We start from the raw sequence: 16,558 nt of genomic DNA on the forward strand, positions 1-16,558 counted from the left end.
GCAACCCTTCAAGGCCGACTACCGCAACCCTTCAAGGCCGACTACCAGGCCAGCTACATGGGCATGCAGGCCAATGGCACCATGACCCTGGCCAGCGAAGGCGCCAACAAGTGGCGCTACAGCCTCAACGTCAAGAACCAGCTGGCCGATCTCAGCCAGAGCACGGTGTTCGAGGAAGCCAACGGTCGCCTGCGCCCGCTGAGCAGCAACGACCGCTCGGTGCTGCTGGTCAAGAAGCGCAATGTGGATGCCACCTACAACTGGTCCAGCAACCAGGCCACCTGGACCGGCGACGTCAAGCCGGACCGCCGTGGCCCGGTGGCGCTGAAGGCCGGTGACATGGACGCATTGCTGATCAATCTGGCGATCGCGCGCGACCTGGCCGCCGGCAAGCCGTTGAACTACCGCATGGTCGACGAAGGCCGGATCAAGCCGATGAGCTACAAGGTGGTCGGCAAGGAGAAGATCACCGTCGCGGGCAAGTCCTACGATGCCACCAAGGTCTCGCGTACCGATGGCAACAAGGAACTGATCGCCTGGATCGTGCCGGAGTTCCCGGTGCCGGCCCGCCTGCTGCAGCGGGAAAGCGGCAAGGATGCGCTGGACCTGACGATCAAGGGCATGAACTAGTAGAGCCGACCGTTGCTCGGCTGCAGGCCAATCACCGGCAAAGGTAGAGCCGACCGTTGGTCGGCTGCAGGCCAATCACCGGCAAAGGTAGAGCCGACCGTTGGTCGGCTGCAGGCACCATCAACCGCATCGGCGAGCCGGCCAACGGCCGGCACTACCGGGACGCCAACGATCAAAAAAAACGCCCGCTTGCGCGGGCGTTTTTTCATTCCTTTTTGGCCTCTTCGCCAAACACCGTCTTGCAGTCCACGCGGATCTGCTCGCCGTTGTTGCGCCAGTAGAAGGTGCGGCAATGCCGGTTGCCTTCCTGCTTGTTGGTCACGCCCACCGCGTAGAACGCCTGCAGCACTTCGGTGCGGCTGACCGTGCCGTCGGCGTTCCAGTCCATGTCCTGCTGCTCGATGCCCTGGGTGATGGCGATGTCGGCATACCAGGCGTAGCCCAGCCACGCCAGCACCACCAGTACCAGCACCAGCAGCGCCTTGCGGCGGCGGGTGAACTTGCCGCGCAGGATCATGCGGCTACGCGCCGGATGGTCGCGCCCAGCGAGGACAGCTTCTCTTCGATGTTCTCGTAGCCGCGGTCCAGGTGGTAGATGCGGTCGATGGTGGTGTCACCCTCGGCCATCAGACCGGCCAGGATCAGCGAGGCCGACGCGCGCAGGTCGGTGGCCATGACCGGCGCGCCACTGAGCGTTTCAGCGCCACGGATGATCGCGGTATGTCCTTCGACCTGGATGTCCGCGCCCAGGCGCAGCAGCTCGTTGACGTGCATGAAGCGGTTTTCGAAGATCGTTTCGTTGATCACGCCCACGCCATCGGCCACGCAGTTGAGCGCCATGAACTGCGCCTGCATGTCAGTCGGGAAGGCCGGGTACGGCGCGGTGGTCAGGTTGACCGCACGCGGGCGCTTGCCGCCCATGTCCAGGGTGATGCTGTCGTCGGTGGTTTCGATGTGCGCACCGGCTTCGACCAGCTTGGACAGCACCGCGTCCATCGTGTTCGGGCGCGCGCGGTTGACGGTGACCTTGCCGCCGGTCATCGCCGCGGCGACCAGGAAGGTGCCGGTCTCGATGCGGTCGGGCAGCACTTCATGACGGCCGCCGGACAGCTTTTCCACGCCTTCGATCACCAGGCGGGCGGTGCCCAGGCCTTCGATCTTCGCGCCGAGCGCGATCAGGCAGTGCGCCAGGTCGGTGACTTCCGGCTCCATCGCGGCATTGTCGAGCACGGTGGTGCCTTCAGCCAGCACGGCGGCCATCAGCACGTTCTCGGTGCCGGTGACGCTGACCATGTCGAAGGTGAAGTGCGCGCCCTTCAGGCGCTTGGCCTGGGCCTTGATGAAGCCGTTCTCGACGGTGATCTCCGCACCGAGGGCCTGCAGGCCCTTGATGTGCTGGTCCACCGGCCGCGAGCCGATCGCGCAGCCGCCGGGCAGCGACACTTCGGCCGCGCCGAAGCGGGCCAGCAGCGGGCCCAGCACCAGGATCGAGGCGCGCATGGTGCGCACCAGTTCGTACGGGGCCACGTGCTGGTTGACCGGGCGCGGATCGACCACGATCGCGCTGCCACGCGACAGCGTGCCCTGGTCGATGGTGACCTTGGCCCCCAGTTCGCCGAGCAGCTTCACCGTGGTGACCACATCGTGCAGGTGCGGCACGTTGGTGATCTCCACCGGCGCATCGGCCAGCAGGGTGGCGCACAGGATGGGGAGGACGGCGTTCTTGGCGCCGGAAATGTTCACTTCACCGTGCAGCGGCTTGCCGCCGGTCACTACGATCTTGGCCATGGAGTCTACTTTGAATGAGGTAGAGCCGACCGTTGGTCGGCTGATCTAATCGGTCCGCGGACTAACCCGCTTCGCCCGGGGTCACGGTCTTCAGCGCCAGCGCGTGGATCGCCCCGCCCATCAGATCGCCCAGGGTGGCATAGACCATGCGGTGGCGCGCCAGCGGCAGTTTGCCGGCAAAAGCGTCGCAGACCACGGTGGCCTCGAAGTGCACGCCATCGTCGCCCTGCACGTCCGCGCGGGCGCCGGGGAGGCCGGTTTCGATCAGATTGCGGATGGTCTCGGCGTCCAACGGGCTTTCCTAATAAAATGAGCGCTCATTCTACTCTTCCGCGTGGCGCCCGCATGGCTGTATCGCCCCTGCTCCCTCATCCGGCCGACCCTGCGGCACTGGTCGCCAGCGGCCGCCGCGTGTTCCAGATCGAGGCCGATGCCCTGGCCGCCGTCGCCGATCGCCTCGGCGATGCCTTCAGCCAGGCCTGCCAGCTGATCCTGCAGGGCAAGGGCCGGGTGGTGGCCACCGGCATGGGCAAATCCGGCCATGTGGCGCGCAAGATCGCCGCTACGCTGGCGTCCACCGGCACCCCGGCGTTCTACGTGCACCCCGGTGAAGCCGGCCACGGCGACCTCGGCATGATCACCGAGGCCGATGTCGTGGTGGCGCTGTCCTACTCGGGCGAGTCCGACGAGCTGCTGATGCTGCTGCCCGTGCTCAAGCGCCAGGGCAACCGGCTGATCGCCATGACCGGCCGGCCGCAGTCCAGCCTGGCCCTGGCGGCCGACGTTCATCTGGATGTCAGCGTGCCAGCCGAGGCCTGCCCGCTGGCGCTGGCCCCCACCTCCAGCACCACCGCCTCGCTGGCGATGGGCGATGCGCTGGCGGTGGCCCTGCTGGACGCGCGCGGCTTCACCGCCGACGATTTCGCCCGCTCGCACCCCGCCGGCAGCCTCGGCCGCCGGCTGCTGCTGCACATCACCGATGTGATGCACAGCGGCGAGGAACTGCCGCGCGTGGACGCGGGCGCCACGCTCAGCGAGGCCCTGGTGGAGATGAGCCGCAAGCGGTTGGGCATGACCGCCGTGGTCGATGCCGACGACCGCCTGATCGGCCTGTTCACCGACGGCGACCTGCGCCRCGCGCTGGATACCGATCTGGACGTGCGCAGTGCGAAGATCGCCGAGGTGATGACCCGCAATCCGCGCACCATCGGCGCCGACCAGCTCGCCGCCGAGGCCGCCCGGCTGATGGAAACCCACAAGATCACCGGCCTGATGGTGGTCGACGCCGCCGGCCGGCTGGTCGGCGCACTCAACATTCATGACCTGTTGCGGGCGCGGGTGGTTTAAACCACAGTTCCCTTCCTCCATTCAGCCAACCTGCCCCCTGCCGATGCCCTATTCCCCGCTGCCCGGTTTCCCGTCCCACCTGCATGCCATCGCCGGCCGTATCCGGCTGGCCTGCTTCGACGTGGACGGCACGCTCACCGATGGTCGGCTCTACTACGACCGTGACGGCAACGAGAGCAAGGCGTATTACGTGCAGGACGGACTTGGCCTGAAACTGCTGCAGCAGCACGGCATCCACCCGGTGTTGATCACCGCGCGCAACAGCCTGTCCGCGCAGAAGCGCGGCGCGGACCTGGGCATCGACACCCAGATCGCGGTCGGCGACAAGCTCGCCAGCGTGCGTGCACTGTGCGACACCCATGGCATCGGCCTGGAGCAGGTCGCGTTCATGGGCGATGACCTGCCCGACCTGGCGCCGCTGTGCGCGGTCGGCCTGGCCGTCGCGCCGGCCAACGCCCATCCGTGGATCGCCGAGCGCGTGCACTGGCAGACCCGTGCCGACGGCGGCCGTGGCGCCGCACGCGAGCTGTGCGACGTGCTGCTGGCCGCGCAGGGCCATGTGGATGCGGTGCTGGCGAGGTTCGGCGCATGACCTGGCGCAACGCCTTGGGCGCCCTGCTGCTGGTCGCCGCGCTGCTCAGCGGCTGGTCGCTGCTGCGCCACCGCGACAAGCCGGCTGCCGACGTCACCGACGACGGCACCAAGGACTATGTGCTGCACGACTTCCAGATCGTGGCGCTGGACGACCAGGGCAAGGAATCCACCACCCTGCAGGCCCCGCTGCTGGAGCGCCTGCGCAGCGATGAGACGATGAGCATCGTCACCCCGCTGTTCCTGCTGCCCGACAACGAAGGTAACCACTGGGAACTGCGCAGCGAAAAAGGCTGGGTGAGCGCCAACGGCGAACAGCTCAAGCTGACCGGCAACGTCAGCGGCGACAGCCCGAAGGTGCCCAGCGTGCCGCCGACTACCTTCCGTACCGACCACCTGGACGTGTTCCCCAAGGAAAACCGCGCCAAGACCGACGCCCTGGTCACCATGACCCGCCCGGGCATGACCCAGTCCGGGGTCGGCTTCGAGCTGGATTCCAAGAGCAAGACCTACACCTTCCTGAGCCAGTCCAAGGGCCGCTACACGCCCCAACGCTGAGCCGGTGCCGCCCGGGCGACGTCCTCTGGACCGGCGCCGGCGGCACAGCACCACCCGACTCACCGGCCAGGCCCACCCGCCTGGCCACGACCCCGACAATGCCCGGCCGCCCCCGGCCACGCCCCCTACACTGGCAGGACAAACCAACTCCATGAAGATCCTATTTGCAGCCGCCTGCGCGATCAGCCTTCTGGTCCCCTTCGCCGCCAGCGCGAAGTCCACGGACCGCAACGAAGACATGGCCATCGACGCCGGCGCCCAGTCCGGCACACTGGTCGGAGACGGCAAGACCGTGCTTTCCCAGGGCGTGATCGTCACCCAGGGCACCCTGGACCTGCGCTCTTCGGACGCGGAGATCTACATGAAGGACGGCGAGGCGGTGCGCGCGGTGTTTACCGGCAAGCAGGCCAAGCTCAAGCAGCAGCTCGATGACGGCACCTGGATGGACGCCAGCGCCGACCGCATCGACTACGACATCAAGTCCGAAGTGCTGACCATGACCGGCAACTACCACGTCAAGAGCGCGCGTGGCACCAATGCCGGCCAGAAGATGACCTACAACACCCGCACCGGCGAGATGAACAGCGGCGGCGACGGCACCCGCGTGCGCACCGTGATCCCGCCCAAGAACAAGACCGCCGCCCCGGCAGCCGCCACGCCGGCAACCAAGACCACCGTTCCCACCGCCGGGAGCAAGAAGTAATGCTCGTCGCCAAAGGTCTGCGCAAGCGCTACAAGCAGCGCGAAGTGGTCAAGGATTTCGGCCTGACCCTGGAGGCCGGTGAAGTGGTCGGCCTGCTCGGCCCCAACGGTGCCGGCAAGACCACCTGCTTCTACATGATCGTCGGTCTGGTCGAGACCGACGCCGGCAGCATCGTGCTGGACGGCAAGGACATCACCAGCGACCCGATGTATACCCGCGCCAAGCAGGGCGTGGGCTACCTGCCGCAGGAACCGTCGGTGTTCCGCAAGCTGACCGTGGCCGACAACCTGCGCCTGGTGCTGGAACTGCGCGAAGACCTGGACAAGGCCGGCCGCGAAAAGGAACTGGCCAGCCTGCTGGACGAACTGCAGATCAACCACGTGGCCGACCAGCTCGGTGCCAGCCTCTCCGGTGGCGAGCGCCGCCGCTGTGAAATCGCCCGCGCGCTGGCCGCCAAACCGCGCCTGATCCTGCTCGACGAACCCTTCGCCGGTGTCGACCCGATCTCGGTCGGTGAAATCCAGCGCATCGTCACCCATCTCAAGCAGCGTGGCATCGGCGTGCTGATCACCGACCACAATGTCCGCGAAACCTTGGGAATCTGCGACCGCGCGTATATCCTCAACGAAGGCAGCGTGCTGGCACAGGGCGCGCCGGACGAGATCCTGGCCAACGCCGACGTCCGCCGCGTCTACCTTGGGGACACCTTCAAGCTCTGATCCAGCGGCCGCCGCAACGCCTTCCTTCCGTTCGGCACAGGCATGAAAGCACGGCTGCAGACATCGCTGGGACAACAACTGGTCATGACGCCGCAGCTGCGTCAGGCCATCAAGCTGTTGCAGATGTCCAGCGCAGAACTGGAGCTGGAAATCGCCGAGGCGGTGGAGACCAACCCGCTGCTGGACTGGGCCGAGAACGCCGAGCCGACGCTGGACGTTGCGCCCAGCGACGACGAGCGCCCGCCGACACCGGCCGACACGCACACCGACGGCGAGCACCAGGCCTCGGCCAGCGACGACTGGTCGCCCGGTGAAGGCGACTGGAGCAGCGGCAACAGCGGTGGCTCGTTCGACGATGACGACAACGGCAGCGCTGCCGAGCGCGTGGCCGAAACCGAAAGCCTGGCCGACCACCTGCTGTGGCAGCTGCACCTGTCGCACCTGTCCACGCGCGACCGCAGCATCGGCGCGGCGCTGATCGACGCCTTCGAAGACGACGGCTACCTGCGCGAGCCACTGTCGGCCATCGCCGACACGCTGCTCCCGGCCATTCACGCCGATGAAGCCGAAATACTGACCGTGCTGCACCAGATCCAGCGCTTCGACCCGATCGGAGTCGGCGCGCGCAGCCTGGGCGAATGCCTGCAGCTGCAGCTGGACGTGCTGTCCGCCGATACCCCCGGCCTGGCGCTGGCCCGGCGCATCGCCGACGGCCCGCTGGAACGGTTGCCACGCAGTGGCGTGGCCGGGTTGGCGCAGGAACTGCGCGAACCGCTGGCCGAGGTCGACACCGCCGTGCAGCTGCTGCGCTCGCTGGACCCGCGTCCAGGGACCCAGATCGGCGAGCTGGCCCATGACAGCTACGTGGTGCCCGATTGCGTGGTTTGGCGCCAGAACGGGGTGTGGCGCGCCGCCCTGGCCGCCCATGCCGGACCGAAGGTGGTGATCCACCGCGGCTACGAGCAGATGATCCGCCGTTGCGGTGACGCCGACGCCGGCTACCTGCGCGCCCACCTGCAGGAAGCGCGCTGGCTGCTCAAGGGCCTGGAGGCGCGTGGCGAAACCCTGCTGAGGGTGATGCGCAGCCTGCTGCAGCAGCAGGCCGCGTTCCTGGAGTTCGGCGAACAGGCGCTGCGCCCGCTGACCCTGCGCGAGGTCGCCGGCGAACTGGGCCTGCACGAATCCACCATTTCCCGCGCCATCGCCCGCAAGTACGTGCGCACCCCGCGTGGCACCCTGCCGCTGCGCGCGTTCTTCGCCTCCGGCATCGACACCGACAGCGGCGGCGAAGCCTCCAGCACCGCCATCCAGGCCATGATCCGGCGCCTGATCGACGACGAGAACCCGCGCAAGCCGCTTTCTGACGCCAAGCTGGCTGACCTGCTCAAGACCACCGGAATACCGGTGGCGCGCCGCACCGTGGCGAAGTATCGTGAGGCCATGAACATTTCCGCCTCGCACGAAAGGGTACGAATCGTCTGACGCTCCACCGCGCCTGGCGGGAAGGTTCATTGGCACATCCGAACAAAGGAGATACCCGATGCGCATCGAGACGTTTGGCAAAGACGTGGAAGTCACCCCGGCCCTGCAGGAATACGTGGAAACCAAGTTGCAGCGCCTGGGCAAGCACTTCGACCAGCACTGCGAGGTTCGGGTGACCCTTGAGCTGCGCAAGAACGAGCATCACGCCGATGCCAGTGCCAACGTTCCCGGCCAGACCCTGCACGCCGAGGCCGGCGGCCAGACCATGTATGCGGCGATCGACATCCTGGCCGACAAGCTGGACCGCCTTGTGATCAAGCACAAGGAGAAAAAACAGCAGCACGCACCGCTGCCCGTGGGCGACAATGACGACTGACGTCCTCGCGCTTTCCCTGACATGCCCTTGACTGATCTTCTGGCGGCCGTGCGCACGCAAGTGTTGCCGGCCGCCGATCGCGACAGCGTCCTGCTGGCAGCCGCCCGGCTGCTGGCTTGYCGCGAAGCCAATGCCGAGCAGATCTACCAGAACCTGTGCCAGCGCGAGCAGCTGGGCAGCACGGCGATCGGCCATGGCATCGCCATCCCGCACGGCCGCGCGCCGCTGCTTGAACGTCCCCGCGGCGCCCTGCTGCGACTGGAAGCCCCGGTCGAGTTCGGCGGCGACGAGCCGGTGGACCTGGTGTTCGCCATCGCCGTCCCCGCCCATTACACCCATCAACACCTGATGCTGCTGTCCGAGCTGGCCGAGCTGTTCTCCGAGCCGGCCATCCGCCAGGCGCTGCGCGACGCGCGCGACGGCGAGGCACTGCGCCAGGTCATCGAATTTCCCCCGCCAGCGAGCGCCGCATGAACACCAGCATCACCGCGCGTGAGCTGTTCGAACAGCAGCGCGACCGCCTGGCCCTGCGCTGGGTTGCCGGCAAGCAGGGCGAGCGCCGCGAACTGGAAGCAGGCAACACCGTCTCGCGGCGCCCATCGCTGGCCGGCTACCTCAACGCGATCTACCCCAACAAGGTGCAGATCCTGGGGACCGAGGAACTGTCCTGGCTGGACTCGCTGGACTCGCGCCAGCGCTGGGAGACCATCGAGCGGATCATGCAGTCGCACCCGCTGGCGCTGGTGATCACCCGCAACCAGCCCTGCCCGGAAGACCTGCGCGCGGCCGCCGACGAATCGCAGACGCCGCTGTGGATCTCGCCCAAGCGCGGCCACGAGCTGCTCAACCACCTGTCATACCACCTGGCGCGCACGCTGGCGCCGCGGGTGATCCTGCATGGCGTGTTCATGGAGATCTACTCCATCGGCGTGCTGATCACCGGCGAAGCGGGCTCGGGCAAGAGCGAGCTGGCGCTGGAGCTGCTCAGCCGCGGCCACCGCCTGGTCGCCGATGACGCCCCCGAGTTCACCCAGATCGCCCCGGACGTGCTCGACGGCACCTGCCCCGAGCTGCTGCAGGACCTGCTGGAAGTGCGCGGCCTGGGCGTGCTCAACGTGCGCGAGATGTTCGGTGATACAGCGGTAAAGAAGAACAAGTACCTTCGGCTGATCGTCCACCTGACCAAGCCCATGACCGAACCCACCCCGCACGGCTACGAGCGCCTGACCGGCGATTCCGGCACCCGCCACGTGCTGGACCTGGACGTGCCGCTGATCACCCTGCCGGTGATGCCCGGCCGCAACCTGTCGGTGCTGACCGAGGCGGCCACCCGGCTGCACATTCTACGTACCAAGGGCATCGACCCCGCGGCGATGTTCATCGCCCGCCACAGCAACCTGCTGGAACGCCGAACGCCATGAATACCCCCGCCTCCGCGCCTGCCGCCGCCACCCTGATCATCGTCAGTGGGCTGTCGGGCTCGGGCAAGACGGTCGCGCTGAAGACCCTGGAAGACCTGGACTACTACTGCTCGGACAACCTGCCGATCAACCTGCTGCCCGACTTCGTGCGCAGCCTGCTGGCCGGGCACGACGCCGACGCCCCGCGCCGACTGGCAGTGGGCATCGACGTGCGTGGGCAGAGCGATCTGAGCCAGCTGTCGCACTGGCGCGAAGAGGCCCAGGCCGCCGGGCTGGATGCGCAGCTGCTGTTCTTCGATGCCACCGACGAAACCCTGCTCAAGCGCTACGCCGATACCCGTCGTCGCCACCCGTTGAGCCAGCTGGGGCTGTCATTGCCCGAGGCGATCGCCCGCGAACGCGAGCTGACCGCGCCGCTGCGCCGTGCCGCCGATGCGGTGATCGACACCACCACGCTCAACGTGCACCAACTGCGCCGCAAAGTGGTCACCGAGTTCGCCATGACCCATGGCAACAAGCTGTCGCTGCTGTTTGAATCCTTCGCCTACAAGCGTGGCGTGCCGGCCGAAGCGGACTTCGTGTTCGACGTGCGGGTGCTGCCCAACCCGCACTGGGACCCGGCGCTGCGCCCGTTGTCCGGCCGCGATGCCGGCGTGCGCGAACACCTGGACGCGCAGCCGGACGTGCAGCGCTACGCCGCCCAGTTGATCGACTTCCTGGACACCTGGCTGCCACGGCTGGGCAATGACACCCGCAGCTATGTCACCGTCGCCTTCGGCTGCACCGGCGGCAAGCACCGCTCGGTCTACATGGCCGAACGCATGGCCCGGCATGCCCGCGACCAGGGCTGGGCCGAAGTGGCCACCTTCCATCGCGAGCAGGATTGACGGCGGTAGCGGTCATCGGCCGTGGAACACTCCTATGTCAGCCGGCCGGCTGCTCCGCGCCCGGATGCGCTTTTTCAAGGGTCGGCGTGCCCACGGCCTCGACCCGGGATACGCCACATGCGGCCCACCCCCTACCCCCAATTCATGTTGACCTGTTAACGTTCGAAGATGACCTGTGGCATTCTCCTCGTAACTCATCCTGGCGTTGGCACCTCCCTGCTGGAGGTGGCGACCCGGCTGCTGCGGCACCTGCCGCTGAAGACCGACGCTTTCGAAGTACCGTTCGACGCAGACCTGGACGTCCTGTTACCGCTCGCCTCGGCCGCCTTGCGCCGGGTGGACAGCGGCCAGGGCGTGCTGATCCTGACCGACCTGTACGGCGCCAGCCCCAGCAATCTGGCCGGGCAACTGGCTCGTCTGGGCACCCCGGTTCGCCGGGTTTCGGCGCTTAGCCTGCCGATGTTGTTGCGGGTGATGAATTATCCGGAACAGGGACTGGATCAATTGCCTGCCACAGCCGCGGCAGGCACTCGCAATGGAGCGATTGTCGACGATGCTTGAACGTGAACTCACCGTATCCAACCGCCTGGGCCTGCACGCCCGCGCCACTGCAAAGCTGGTGCAGGAGCTGGCGCCTTTCCGCTGCAATGTGACCATGGCCGCCAAGGGCCGCGAGATCAACGCCAAGAGCATCATGGGCGTGATGCTGCTGGCCGCCGGCCAGGGCACCCCGGTCACCGTGCGCATCGACGGCGAGGATGAAGCCGCCGCGATGGAGGCGGTGGTGGGACTGTTCGAACGGCGTTTCGACGAGGACAGCTGAGCATGGGGGGGCAGCCGCGACCGGGATCCTCCGCACCGGCCCGGACCGCGTCCGGGGCGATGCTGTTGTCCGGCCACGGTGCCTCGCGCGGCAACGCCCTGGGCCGCGCCCGGGTGCGCCTGCCGCATGCGCTGGAAGTGGCCGAGCAGCGGATTCCGCCGGGCAAGATCGAGGCTGAGCTGGAGCGTCTGCACGTGGCCGTGGAAGCGGCCCGCGGCGAAATGCACGACCTGCGCCAACGCCTGCATGGCGCGCTCAACCAGGAAGTCGGCGAATTCCTCGACCTGCACGCGCTGCTGCTGGATGACCCCGAGCTGCTGTTTGGCCTGGATGAGCTGATCCGCAGCGGTCCCTACAGCGCCGGCTATGCGCTGCGCGTGCAGCGCGACCGCCTGGCCAAGGTCTTCGATGGCATGGACGATGCCTACCTGAAGAGCCGCATGGACGACCTGGACCATGTGATCGGGCGCATCCACGCCTTCCTGCAGAAGCGCCCGCCGGACGTCAAAGGGATGGCCGGGGAAATCCTGGTCTGCGACAACATCGCCCCCTCCGAGCTGGCCCAGCTGCAGGCCCACGGCGTGGTCGGCATCGTCACCGCCGGCGGCAGCGCGCTCTCGCACAGTGCGATCCTGGCGCGCAGCCTGCACCTGCCCCTGATCGTCAATGTACCCAACGTGCTGCAGAAGGTCGCCGACGGCGACGTACTGATCATCGATGGCAGCGACGGTACCGTCACCATCAACCCGCAGGCACCCGACCTGCGCGACTACCGCCTGCGACTGCGTGAGCATGCGCGCGAGCAGCGCGAACTGGGCCGGCTGCGGACCAAGCCGACCCGCACCCGCGACAACGTCGACATCGCCCTGCTGGCCAATGCCGAATCCAGCGAGGACGTCACCCAGGCGCATGCGCTGGGCGCGCACGGACTGGGCCTGTACCGTACCGAATTCCTGTTCCTGCAGCGCAACGAACTGCCCGACGAGCAGGAGCAGTTCGAAACCTACCGCGATGCCGCGCTTGGCATGAGCGGGCGGCCGGTCACCATCCGCACCCTGGACCTGGGCGCGGACAAGGCCGACCGCACCGGGCTGACCCTGAGCAACGAAGAGAACCCGGCGCTGGGCCTGCGCGGCGTGCGCCTGTCGTTGGCGCGGCCCAAGGTCGCCGACACCCAGCTGCGCGCGATCCTGCGCGCGTCGGCCTACGGCAAGCTGCGCATCCTGATCCCCATGGTGAGCACCCGCGAGGAAATCCTGGCGGTGCGCCGGCGCCTGCACAAGCAGGCCGCGCTGCTGCGCGCCGAAGGCTACGAGGTGGCCGAACACATCCCGTTCGGCGCGATGATCGAAGTGCCCGCCGCGGCGATCGCGCTGGAGAGCTTCATCGACCTGGTCGACTTCCTGTCCATCGGCACCAACGACCTGGTGCAGTACCTGCTGGCCGCCGACCGCAACAACGAAGCGGTCGGTGAGCTGTACTCGCCGCTGCATCCGGCGGTGGTGCGGCTGCTGGCACATATCCTGCGCACCGGCCAGGCCTACGACATCCCGGTGGCGGTGTGCGGGGAGATCGCCGGCGACCCGCTGATGACGCGGCTGCTGCTGGCGCTGGGCTTGACCGAGTTCAGCCTGCACCCAGGCACGCTACTGGAAGTGCGCCGCGCGATCCGCGACAGCGACCTGTCGGTGTTGCAGGCGATGGCACCGAAGCTGCTGCAGGCTCGCGACCGACGCGGGATTGAACGCTGGATCGAGAAGGCGGGCCTGGCCACGGCATGACCGGTGGTGCCGGCCGGGGGCCGGCACCACCGTCGCCGAGTGCGTGCGTCCACACGCGCATCGCCGCCTGCGCACCTACCCGATTGACACACAAGCACGCGATAATGACGCGGTGACCACCGCACATGCCGCATCCTGTTCCGGATCGCGGCCYTTTCTTTTCCGCAGGAGCTGCCCATGGCCGAAGCCGTACGCCACGACAAGACGGCACGCCAACTGCGGCTGTTGTCCGATGCACTGGACAGCGGGCGACTGGGTCCGGTGCGCCGGCTGGTCAACACGCTTGCGCCGGCCGAGATCGGCAACCTGCTCGAATCGCTGCCGCCGGGCAAGCGCGAGGTGGTGTGGGGCCTGGTCGATCCGGAAGACGACGGCGAGGTGCTGGTCCACGTCGGCGAGGAAGTGCGCGAAAGCCTGCTGGCCGACATGGACCCGGACGAAATCATCGCCGCGGTCGAAGACCTGGACATCGATGACCTTGCCGACCTGGTCGAAGATCTGCCCGATACGGTCATCGATGAAGTGCTCAAGTCGATGGACCGCGAGAACCGCGAGCGGCTTGAGCAGGTGCTGTCCTATCCCGAGGACAGCGCCGGCCGCCTGATGAACCCGGATGTGGTGACCGTGCGCGCCGACGTCAACGTGGACGTGGTGCTGCGCTACCTGCGCCTGCGCGGCGAACTGCCCGACCACACCGATCACCTGTTCGTGGTCAGCCGCCGTCACCAATACCTGGGCCGGCTATCGCTGGCCGCACTGGTGACCCACGAGGACAACACCCCGATCAACCGGCTGATCGATGACGAACAACCGGCGATCGACGTCGGCGAGAACGCCGATGAAGTGGCCCGGCAGTTCTCCGACCATGACTGGGTGTCCGCGCCAGTGGTGGACGACAACAACATCCTGCTCGGCCGCATCACCATCGATGACGTGGTCGACATCATCCGTTCGCAGGCCGAGCACCAGGCGCTGGGCGCCGCCGGCCTGGACGAAGAAGAAGATCTGTTCTCGCCGATCAAGCGCGCCGTACGCGGCCGCGTGGTCTGGCTGGGCATCAACCTGTGCACCGCGTTCTTGGCCGCCAGCGTGATCGGCCAGTTCGAGCTGACCCTGCAGAAGGTGGTCGCCCTGGCCGTGCTGATGCCGATCGTGGCCGGCGTCGGCGGCAACGCAGCGGTGCAGGTGCTGACCCTGATGGTGCGCGGCATCGCGCTGGGCCAGGTCGGCCCGAGCAATGCACGCATCCTGCTGTGGAAGGAATCGCGCGTGGCGCTGATCAACGGCACGTTGATCGGCACGGTGGTGGGCATCATCGCTTATGTGTGGTTCCACAGTTTCCTGCTGTCGCTGGTGATCGCCATGGCGCTGGTCATCAACTTCTGCGCGGCCGCCCTGGCCGGCGTGCTGCTGCCGCTGATGCTCAAGCGCATGAACGTCGACCCGGCCGTGGCCGGTACCGTGGTGGTCACCGCGGTCACCGACGTCATGGGCTTCTTCAGCTTCCTCGGCCTGGCCACCCTGATCCTGCTGCATTGATTCCGGACCACGCATGGCCCTGACCCTGGACAACTATTTCCAACCCGGCTGGCGCGATGCGCGCTACACCTGCCCTGCCTGCGAGTGGCAGGGCAGCGCGCGCCAGATGCCCATGGAACTGCACGAAGACGAGGCGCAGTTCGACTGCCCGCACTGCGAGAATCCGATCCTGCTGGTGGTCCACCCCAGCCTGGCACAGGTGCAGGCCGCCGCCGCCGACGGGCATCCCGAGGCGATCGAGCAGCTGGAGATCCTGGCCTCGGTGCCGCGCCCGGACTGATGCACTGCAAGATGCCCCCCGCCGCCAGGGCGCCTAGACTGAAAACGATTTCAATCAGGGCACGACAATGGCGCGACGTTGGGGTGGGTGGCTGCTGGGTGCGGTGGCGATGATGGTCATGACCGGTTGCGCGAGCGTCCCGGAGACAGCGCGCGGCCACTTCGTCGCGCGCGCGGTCAAGGTTGAGGGGCGCACGGCGCACTACCAGGTGTTCGTGCCGCGTGCGGCGGCGGCCGATGCCGGACCCTTGCCGGTGGTGCTGTTCCTGCACGGCTCCGGCGAGCGTGGCCGCGACGGCCGTCGCCAGACCAAGGCCGGCCTCGGCCCCTACCTGCACCGGCACGCTGACCGCTTCCCTGCCCTGGTCGTGTTGCCGCAGGCGCCCGCTGGCGAAGAATGGTCGGGGGCCAACAACCGGATGGCATTGGCGGCCCYGGATGCCACCCTTGCCGAGTTCGGCGCCGACCCGCAGCGCCAGTACCTGACCGGCATGTCGATGGGCGGCTACGGCAGCTGGAACATCGCCTTGGACAATCCGCAGCGTTTTGCCGCCATCGTGCCGGTCTGCGGCGCCGTGCTGGCCCCACGCGCGGTGCGCCCCACTCTGTTCGTGGAGGACGTGGCCCATGAAGCCGATCCGTACGCGGCCATCGCCAAGCGCCTCAAACACGTGCCGATCTGGATGTTCCATGGCGCGCTGGATGACGTGGTGCCGCCGGAGGACGACCGCCGATTGAAGGCCGCATTCGCCCAGGCGGGCGCCGACGATGTGCGCTACACCGAGTATCCGGACGGCAACCACAATGCCTGGGATGCCACCTATGCCGATGCGGCGATGTGGGCGTGGCTGTTCGCGCAGCGCCGCTGATCGCGCCGGGTAGTGCCGGCCGCTGGCCGGCTCCCGATAAACCCACAATCGCCGTGTGGTGCCGGCCGCTGGCCGGCTCCCAATAAACCCACATTCGCCGGGTAGTGCCGGCCGCTGGCCGGCTCCCCATAAACCCACAATCCCCCGGTAGTGCCGGTCGCTGGCCGGCTCCCCATGCCGTTGGATTCATGCAGAGCCGGCCAGCGGCCGGCACTACCGGGGCTCTTCCCCACACGTGCCTTGGTATTCGACCGGCATCGCGACGCTGTGGGATCGCTGAAGATGCGTCATGAGCTCCTCCCGACTACGCGTAGGCCGCTGTTCGCTTCCCGGCCAGAGCTACGTCTTGACGATGGTCTGCGACAACCGCCGCCGCTGGTTCGCAGACCCCCGCGCCGCAGCCATTGCCATCACCCACCTGCAGGAGATCGATCAGCGCGGCTATGCGCGCTCCTTGGCCTGGGTGGTGATGCCGGACCATGTGCATTGGCTGTTGGAGTTGGACGCAAAACCACTGAGCGATGTAGCACGCCGCTTCAAATCATCGAGTGCGTTGGCACTCAACCGCATGCGCGGCCGTGGCGGCGCGGTGTGGCAGGCGGGGTATCACGATCACGCGGTCCGCTCTGAGGATTCCCTGCATCGGCATGCCATGTACATCCTCGGCAATCCGGTCCGCGCAGGCTTGTCCGAACAGGTCGGGGACTATCCATACACATGGAGCATCTGGCCCCATGACCGGTAGTGCCGGCCGCTGGCCGGCTC

The 16,558-nt window shown here is 67.5% G+C and carries 21 protein-coding genes; 18 read left to right on the forward strand and 3 right to left on the reverse strand.

Going from position 1 to position 16,558, the window contains the following annotated elements; genetic code table 11:
• On the forward strand, positions 1–630 hold a 630-nt coding region (locus AC1DQP_RS06470), incomplete at its 5' end, for a DUF3108 domain-containing protein (protein ID WP_478051283.1).
• A 205-nt stretch (positions 631–835) separates the two neighbouring features.
• Here AC1DQP_RS06470 and AC1DQP_RS06475 read toward each other — a convergent pair.
• The 3 genes from AC1DQP_RS06475 to AC1DQP_RS06485 form a co-directional block, all read right to left on the reverse strand.
• Positions 836–1,147: an EF-hand domain-containing protein gene (locus tag AC1DQP_RS06475; RefSeq protein ID WP_256775725.1), complete on the reverse strand. Its 312-nt coding sequence runs from the start codon at positions 1,145–1,147 to the stop codon at positions 836–838.
• Complete coding sequence (murA, locus tag AC1DQP_RS06480; RefSeq protein ID WP_256775724.1) at positions 1,144–2,418, reverse strand: UDP-N-acetylglucosamine 1-carboxyvinyltransferase; 1,275 nt, start codon at positions 2,416–2,418, stop codon at positions 1,144–1,146. The genes AC1DQP_RS06475 and murA overlap by 4 nt, the downstream gene beginning before the upstream one ends.
• Before the next feature lie 61 nt (positions 2,419–2,479).
• The gene (locus AC1DQP_RS06485; RefSeq protein WP_038689964.1) at positions 2,480–2,710 is read right to left on the reverse strand and encodes a BolA family protein; all 231 of its coding nucleotides are present in this window, start codon (positions 2,708–2,710) and stop codon (positions 2,480–2,482) included.
• Between the two features lie 53 nt (positions 2,711–2,763).
• Between AC1DQP_RS06485 and AC1DQP_RS06490 the strand changes: the two genes are divergently transcribed.
• From AC1DQP_RS06490 to AC1DQP_RS06570, 17 genes are all read left to right on the forward strand, one after another.
• Positions 2,764–3,765 (forward strand): KpsF/GutQ family sugar-phosphate isomerase, encoded by a 1,002-nt coding sequence (locus AC1DQP_RS06490; RefSeq protein ID WP_478051284.1) that lies wholly within the window; start codon positions 2,764–2,766, stop codon positions 3,763–3,765.
• A gap of 43 nt (positions 3,766–3,808) precedes the next feature.
• Complete coding sequence (locus AC1DQP_RS06495; RefSeq protein ID WP_256775722.1) at positions 3,809–4,357, forward strand: KdsC family phosphatase; 549 nt, start codon at positions 3,809–3,811, stop codon at positions 4,355–4,357.
• Entirely contained in the window at positions 4,354–4,914 is a 561-nt protein-coding gene (gene lptC / locus AC1DQP_RS06500) for an LPS export ABC transporter periplasmic protein LptC (protein ID WP_256775721.1), read from the forward strand. The genes AC1DQP_RS06495 and lptC overlap by 4 nt, the downstream gene beginning before the upstream one ends.
• A 151-nt stretch (positions 4,915–5,065) precedes the next feature.
• Positions 5,066–5,617, forward strand: a complete 552-nt coding sequence (gene lptA / locus AC1DQP_RS06505; protein WP_256775720.1) for a lipopolysaccharide transport periplasmic protein LptA — start codon at positions 5,066–5,068, stop codon at positions 5,615–5,617.
• Complete coding sequence (lptB, locus tag AC1DQP_RS06510) at positions 5,617–6,336, forward strand: LPS export ABC transporter ATP-binding protein (RefSeq protein WP_019185407.1); 720 nt, start codon at positions 5,617–5,619, stop codon at positions 6,334–6,336. The genes lptA and lptB overlap by 1 nt, the downstream gene beginning before the upstream one ends.
• An 84-nt stretch (positions 6,337–6,420) precedes the next feature.
• Entirely contained in the window at positions 6,421–7,818 is a 1,398-nt protein-coding gene (locus tag AC1DQP_RS06515; RefSeq protein WP_457318919.1) for an RNA polymerase factor sigma-54, read from the forward strand.
• A gap of 58 nt (positions 7,819–7,876) precedes the next feature.
• Complete coding sequence (gene hpf / locus AC1DQP_RS06520) at positions 7,877–8,194, forward strand: ribosome hibernation-promoting factor, HPF/YfiA family (RefSeq protein WP_256775718.1); 318 nt, start codon at positions 7,877–7,879, stop codon at positions 8,192–8,194.
• A 21-nt stretch (positions 8,195–8,215) separates the two neighbouring features.
• Positions 8,216–8,668, forward strand: coding sequence for a PTS sugar transporter subunit IIA (locus tag AC1DQP_RS06525; protein WP_256775717.1), 453 nt, complete (start codon positions 8,216–8,218; stop codon positions 8,666–8,668).
• Entirely contained in the window at positions 8,665–9,615 is a 951-nt protein-coding gene (hprK, locus tag AC1DQP_RS06530; protein ID WP_256775716.1) for an HPr(Ser) kinase/phosphatase, read from the forward strand. Before AC1DQP_RS06525 ends, hprK begins: the two co-directional genes overlap by 4 nt.
• Entirely contained in the window at positions 9,612–10,502 is an 891-nt protein-coding gene (gene rapZ, locus AC1DQP_RS06535) for an RNase adapter RapZ (RefSeq protein ID WP_256775715.1), read from the forward strand. Before hprK ends, rapZ begins: the two co-directional genes overlap by 4 nt.
• 168 nt (positions 10,503–10,670) lie before the next feature.
• Entirely contained in the window at positions 10,671–11,063 is a 393-nt protein-coding gene (locus AC1DQP_RS06540; RefSeq protein ID WP_256775714.1) for a PTS sugar transporter subunit IIA, read from the forward strand.
• A complete protein-coding gene (locus AC1DQP_RS06545) occupies positions 11,056–11,325 on the forward strand; it encodes an HPr family phosphocarrier protein (protein WP_256775713.1) in 270 nt (89 codons plus the stop codon). The genes AC1DQP_RS06540 and AC1DQP_RS06545 overlap by 8 nt, the downstream gene beginning before the upstream one ends.
• A 59-nt stretch (positions 11,326–11,384) precedes the next feature.
• The gene (gene ptsP, locus AC1DQP_RS06550; RefSeq protein ID WP_457318918.1) at positions 11,385–13,106 is read left to right on the forward strand and encodes a phosphoenolpyruvate--protein phosphotransferase; all 1,722 of its coding nucleotides are present in this window, start codon (positions 11,385–11,387) and stop codon (positions 13,104–13,106) included.
• 177 nt (positions 13,107–13,283) lie between these two features.
• Entirely contained in the window at positions 13,284–14,645 is a 1,362-nt protein-coding gene (mgtE, locus tag AC1DQP_RS06555) for a magnesium transporter (RefSeq protein ID WP_256775711.1), read from the forward strand.
• A gap of 13 nt (positions 14,646–14,658) precedes the next feature.
• The gene (locus AC1DQP_RS06560) at positions 14,659–14,925 is read left to right on the forward strand and encodes a hypothetical protein (protein ID WP_457395104.1); all 267 of its coding nucleotides are present in this window, start codon (positions 14,659–14,661) and stop codon (positions 14,923–14,925) included.
• Positions 14,926–14,992: 67 nt separating this feature from the next.
• On the forward strand, positions 14,993–15,793 hold the full coding sequence (locus AC1DQP_RS06565) for a carboxylesterase family protein (protein WP_478051285.1): 801 nt from the start codon (positions 14,993–14,995) through the stop codon (positions 15,791–15,793).
• Between the two features lie 289 nt (positions 15,794–16,082).
• Positions 16,083–16,538, forward strand: a complete 456-nt coding sequence (locus AC1DQP_RS06570) for an REP-associated tyrosine transposase (RefSeq protein WP_457319183.1) — start codon at positions 16,083–16,085, stop codon at positions 16,536–16,538.
• The last annotated feature ends 20 nt before the right edge of the window (positions 16,539–16,558 follow it).

It is taken from the genome of Stenotrophomonas sp. P5_A8, assembly GCF_056400545.1.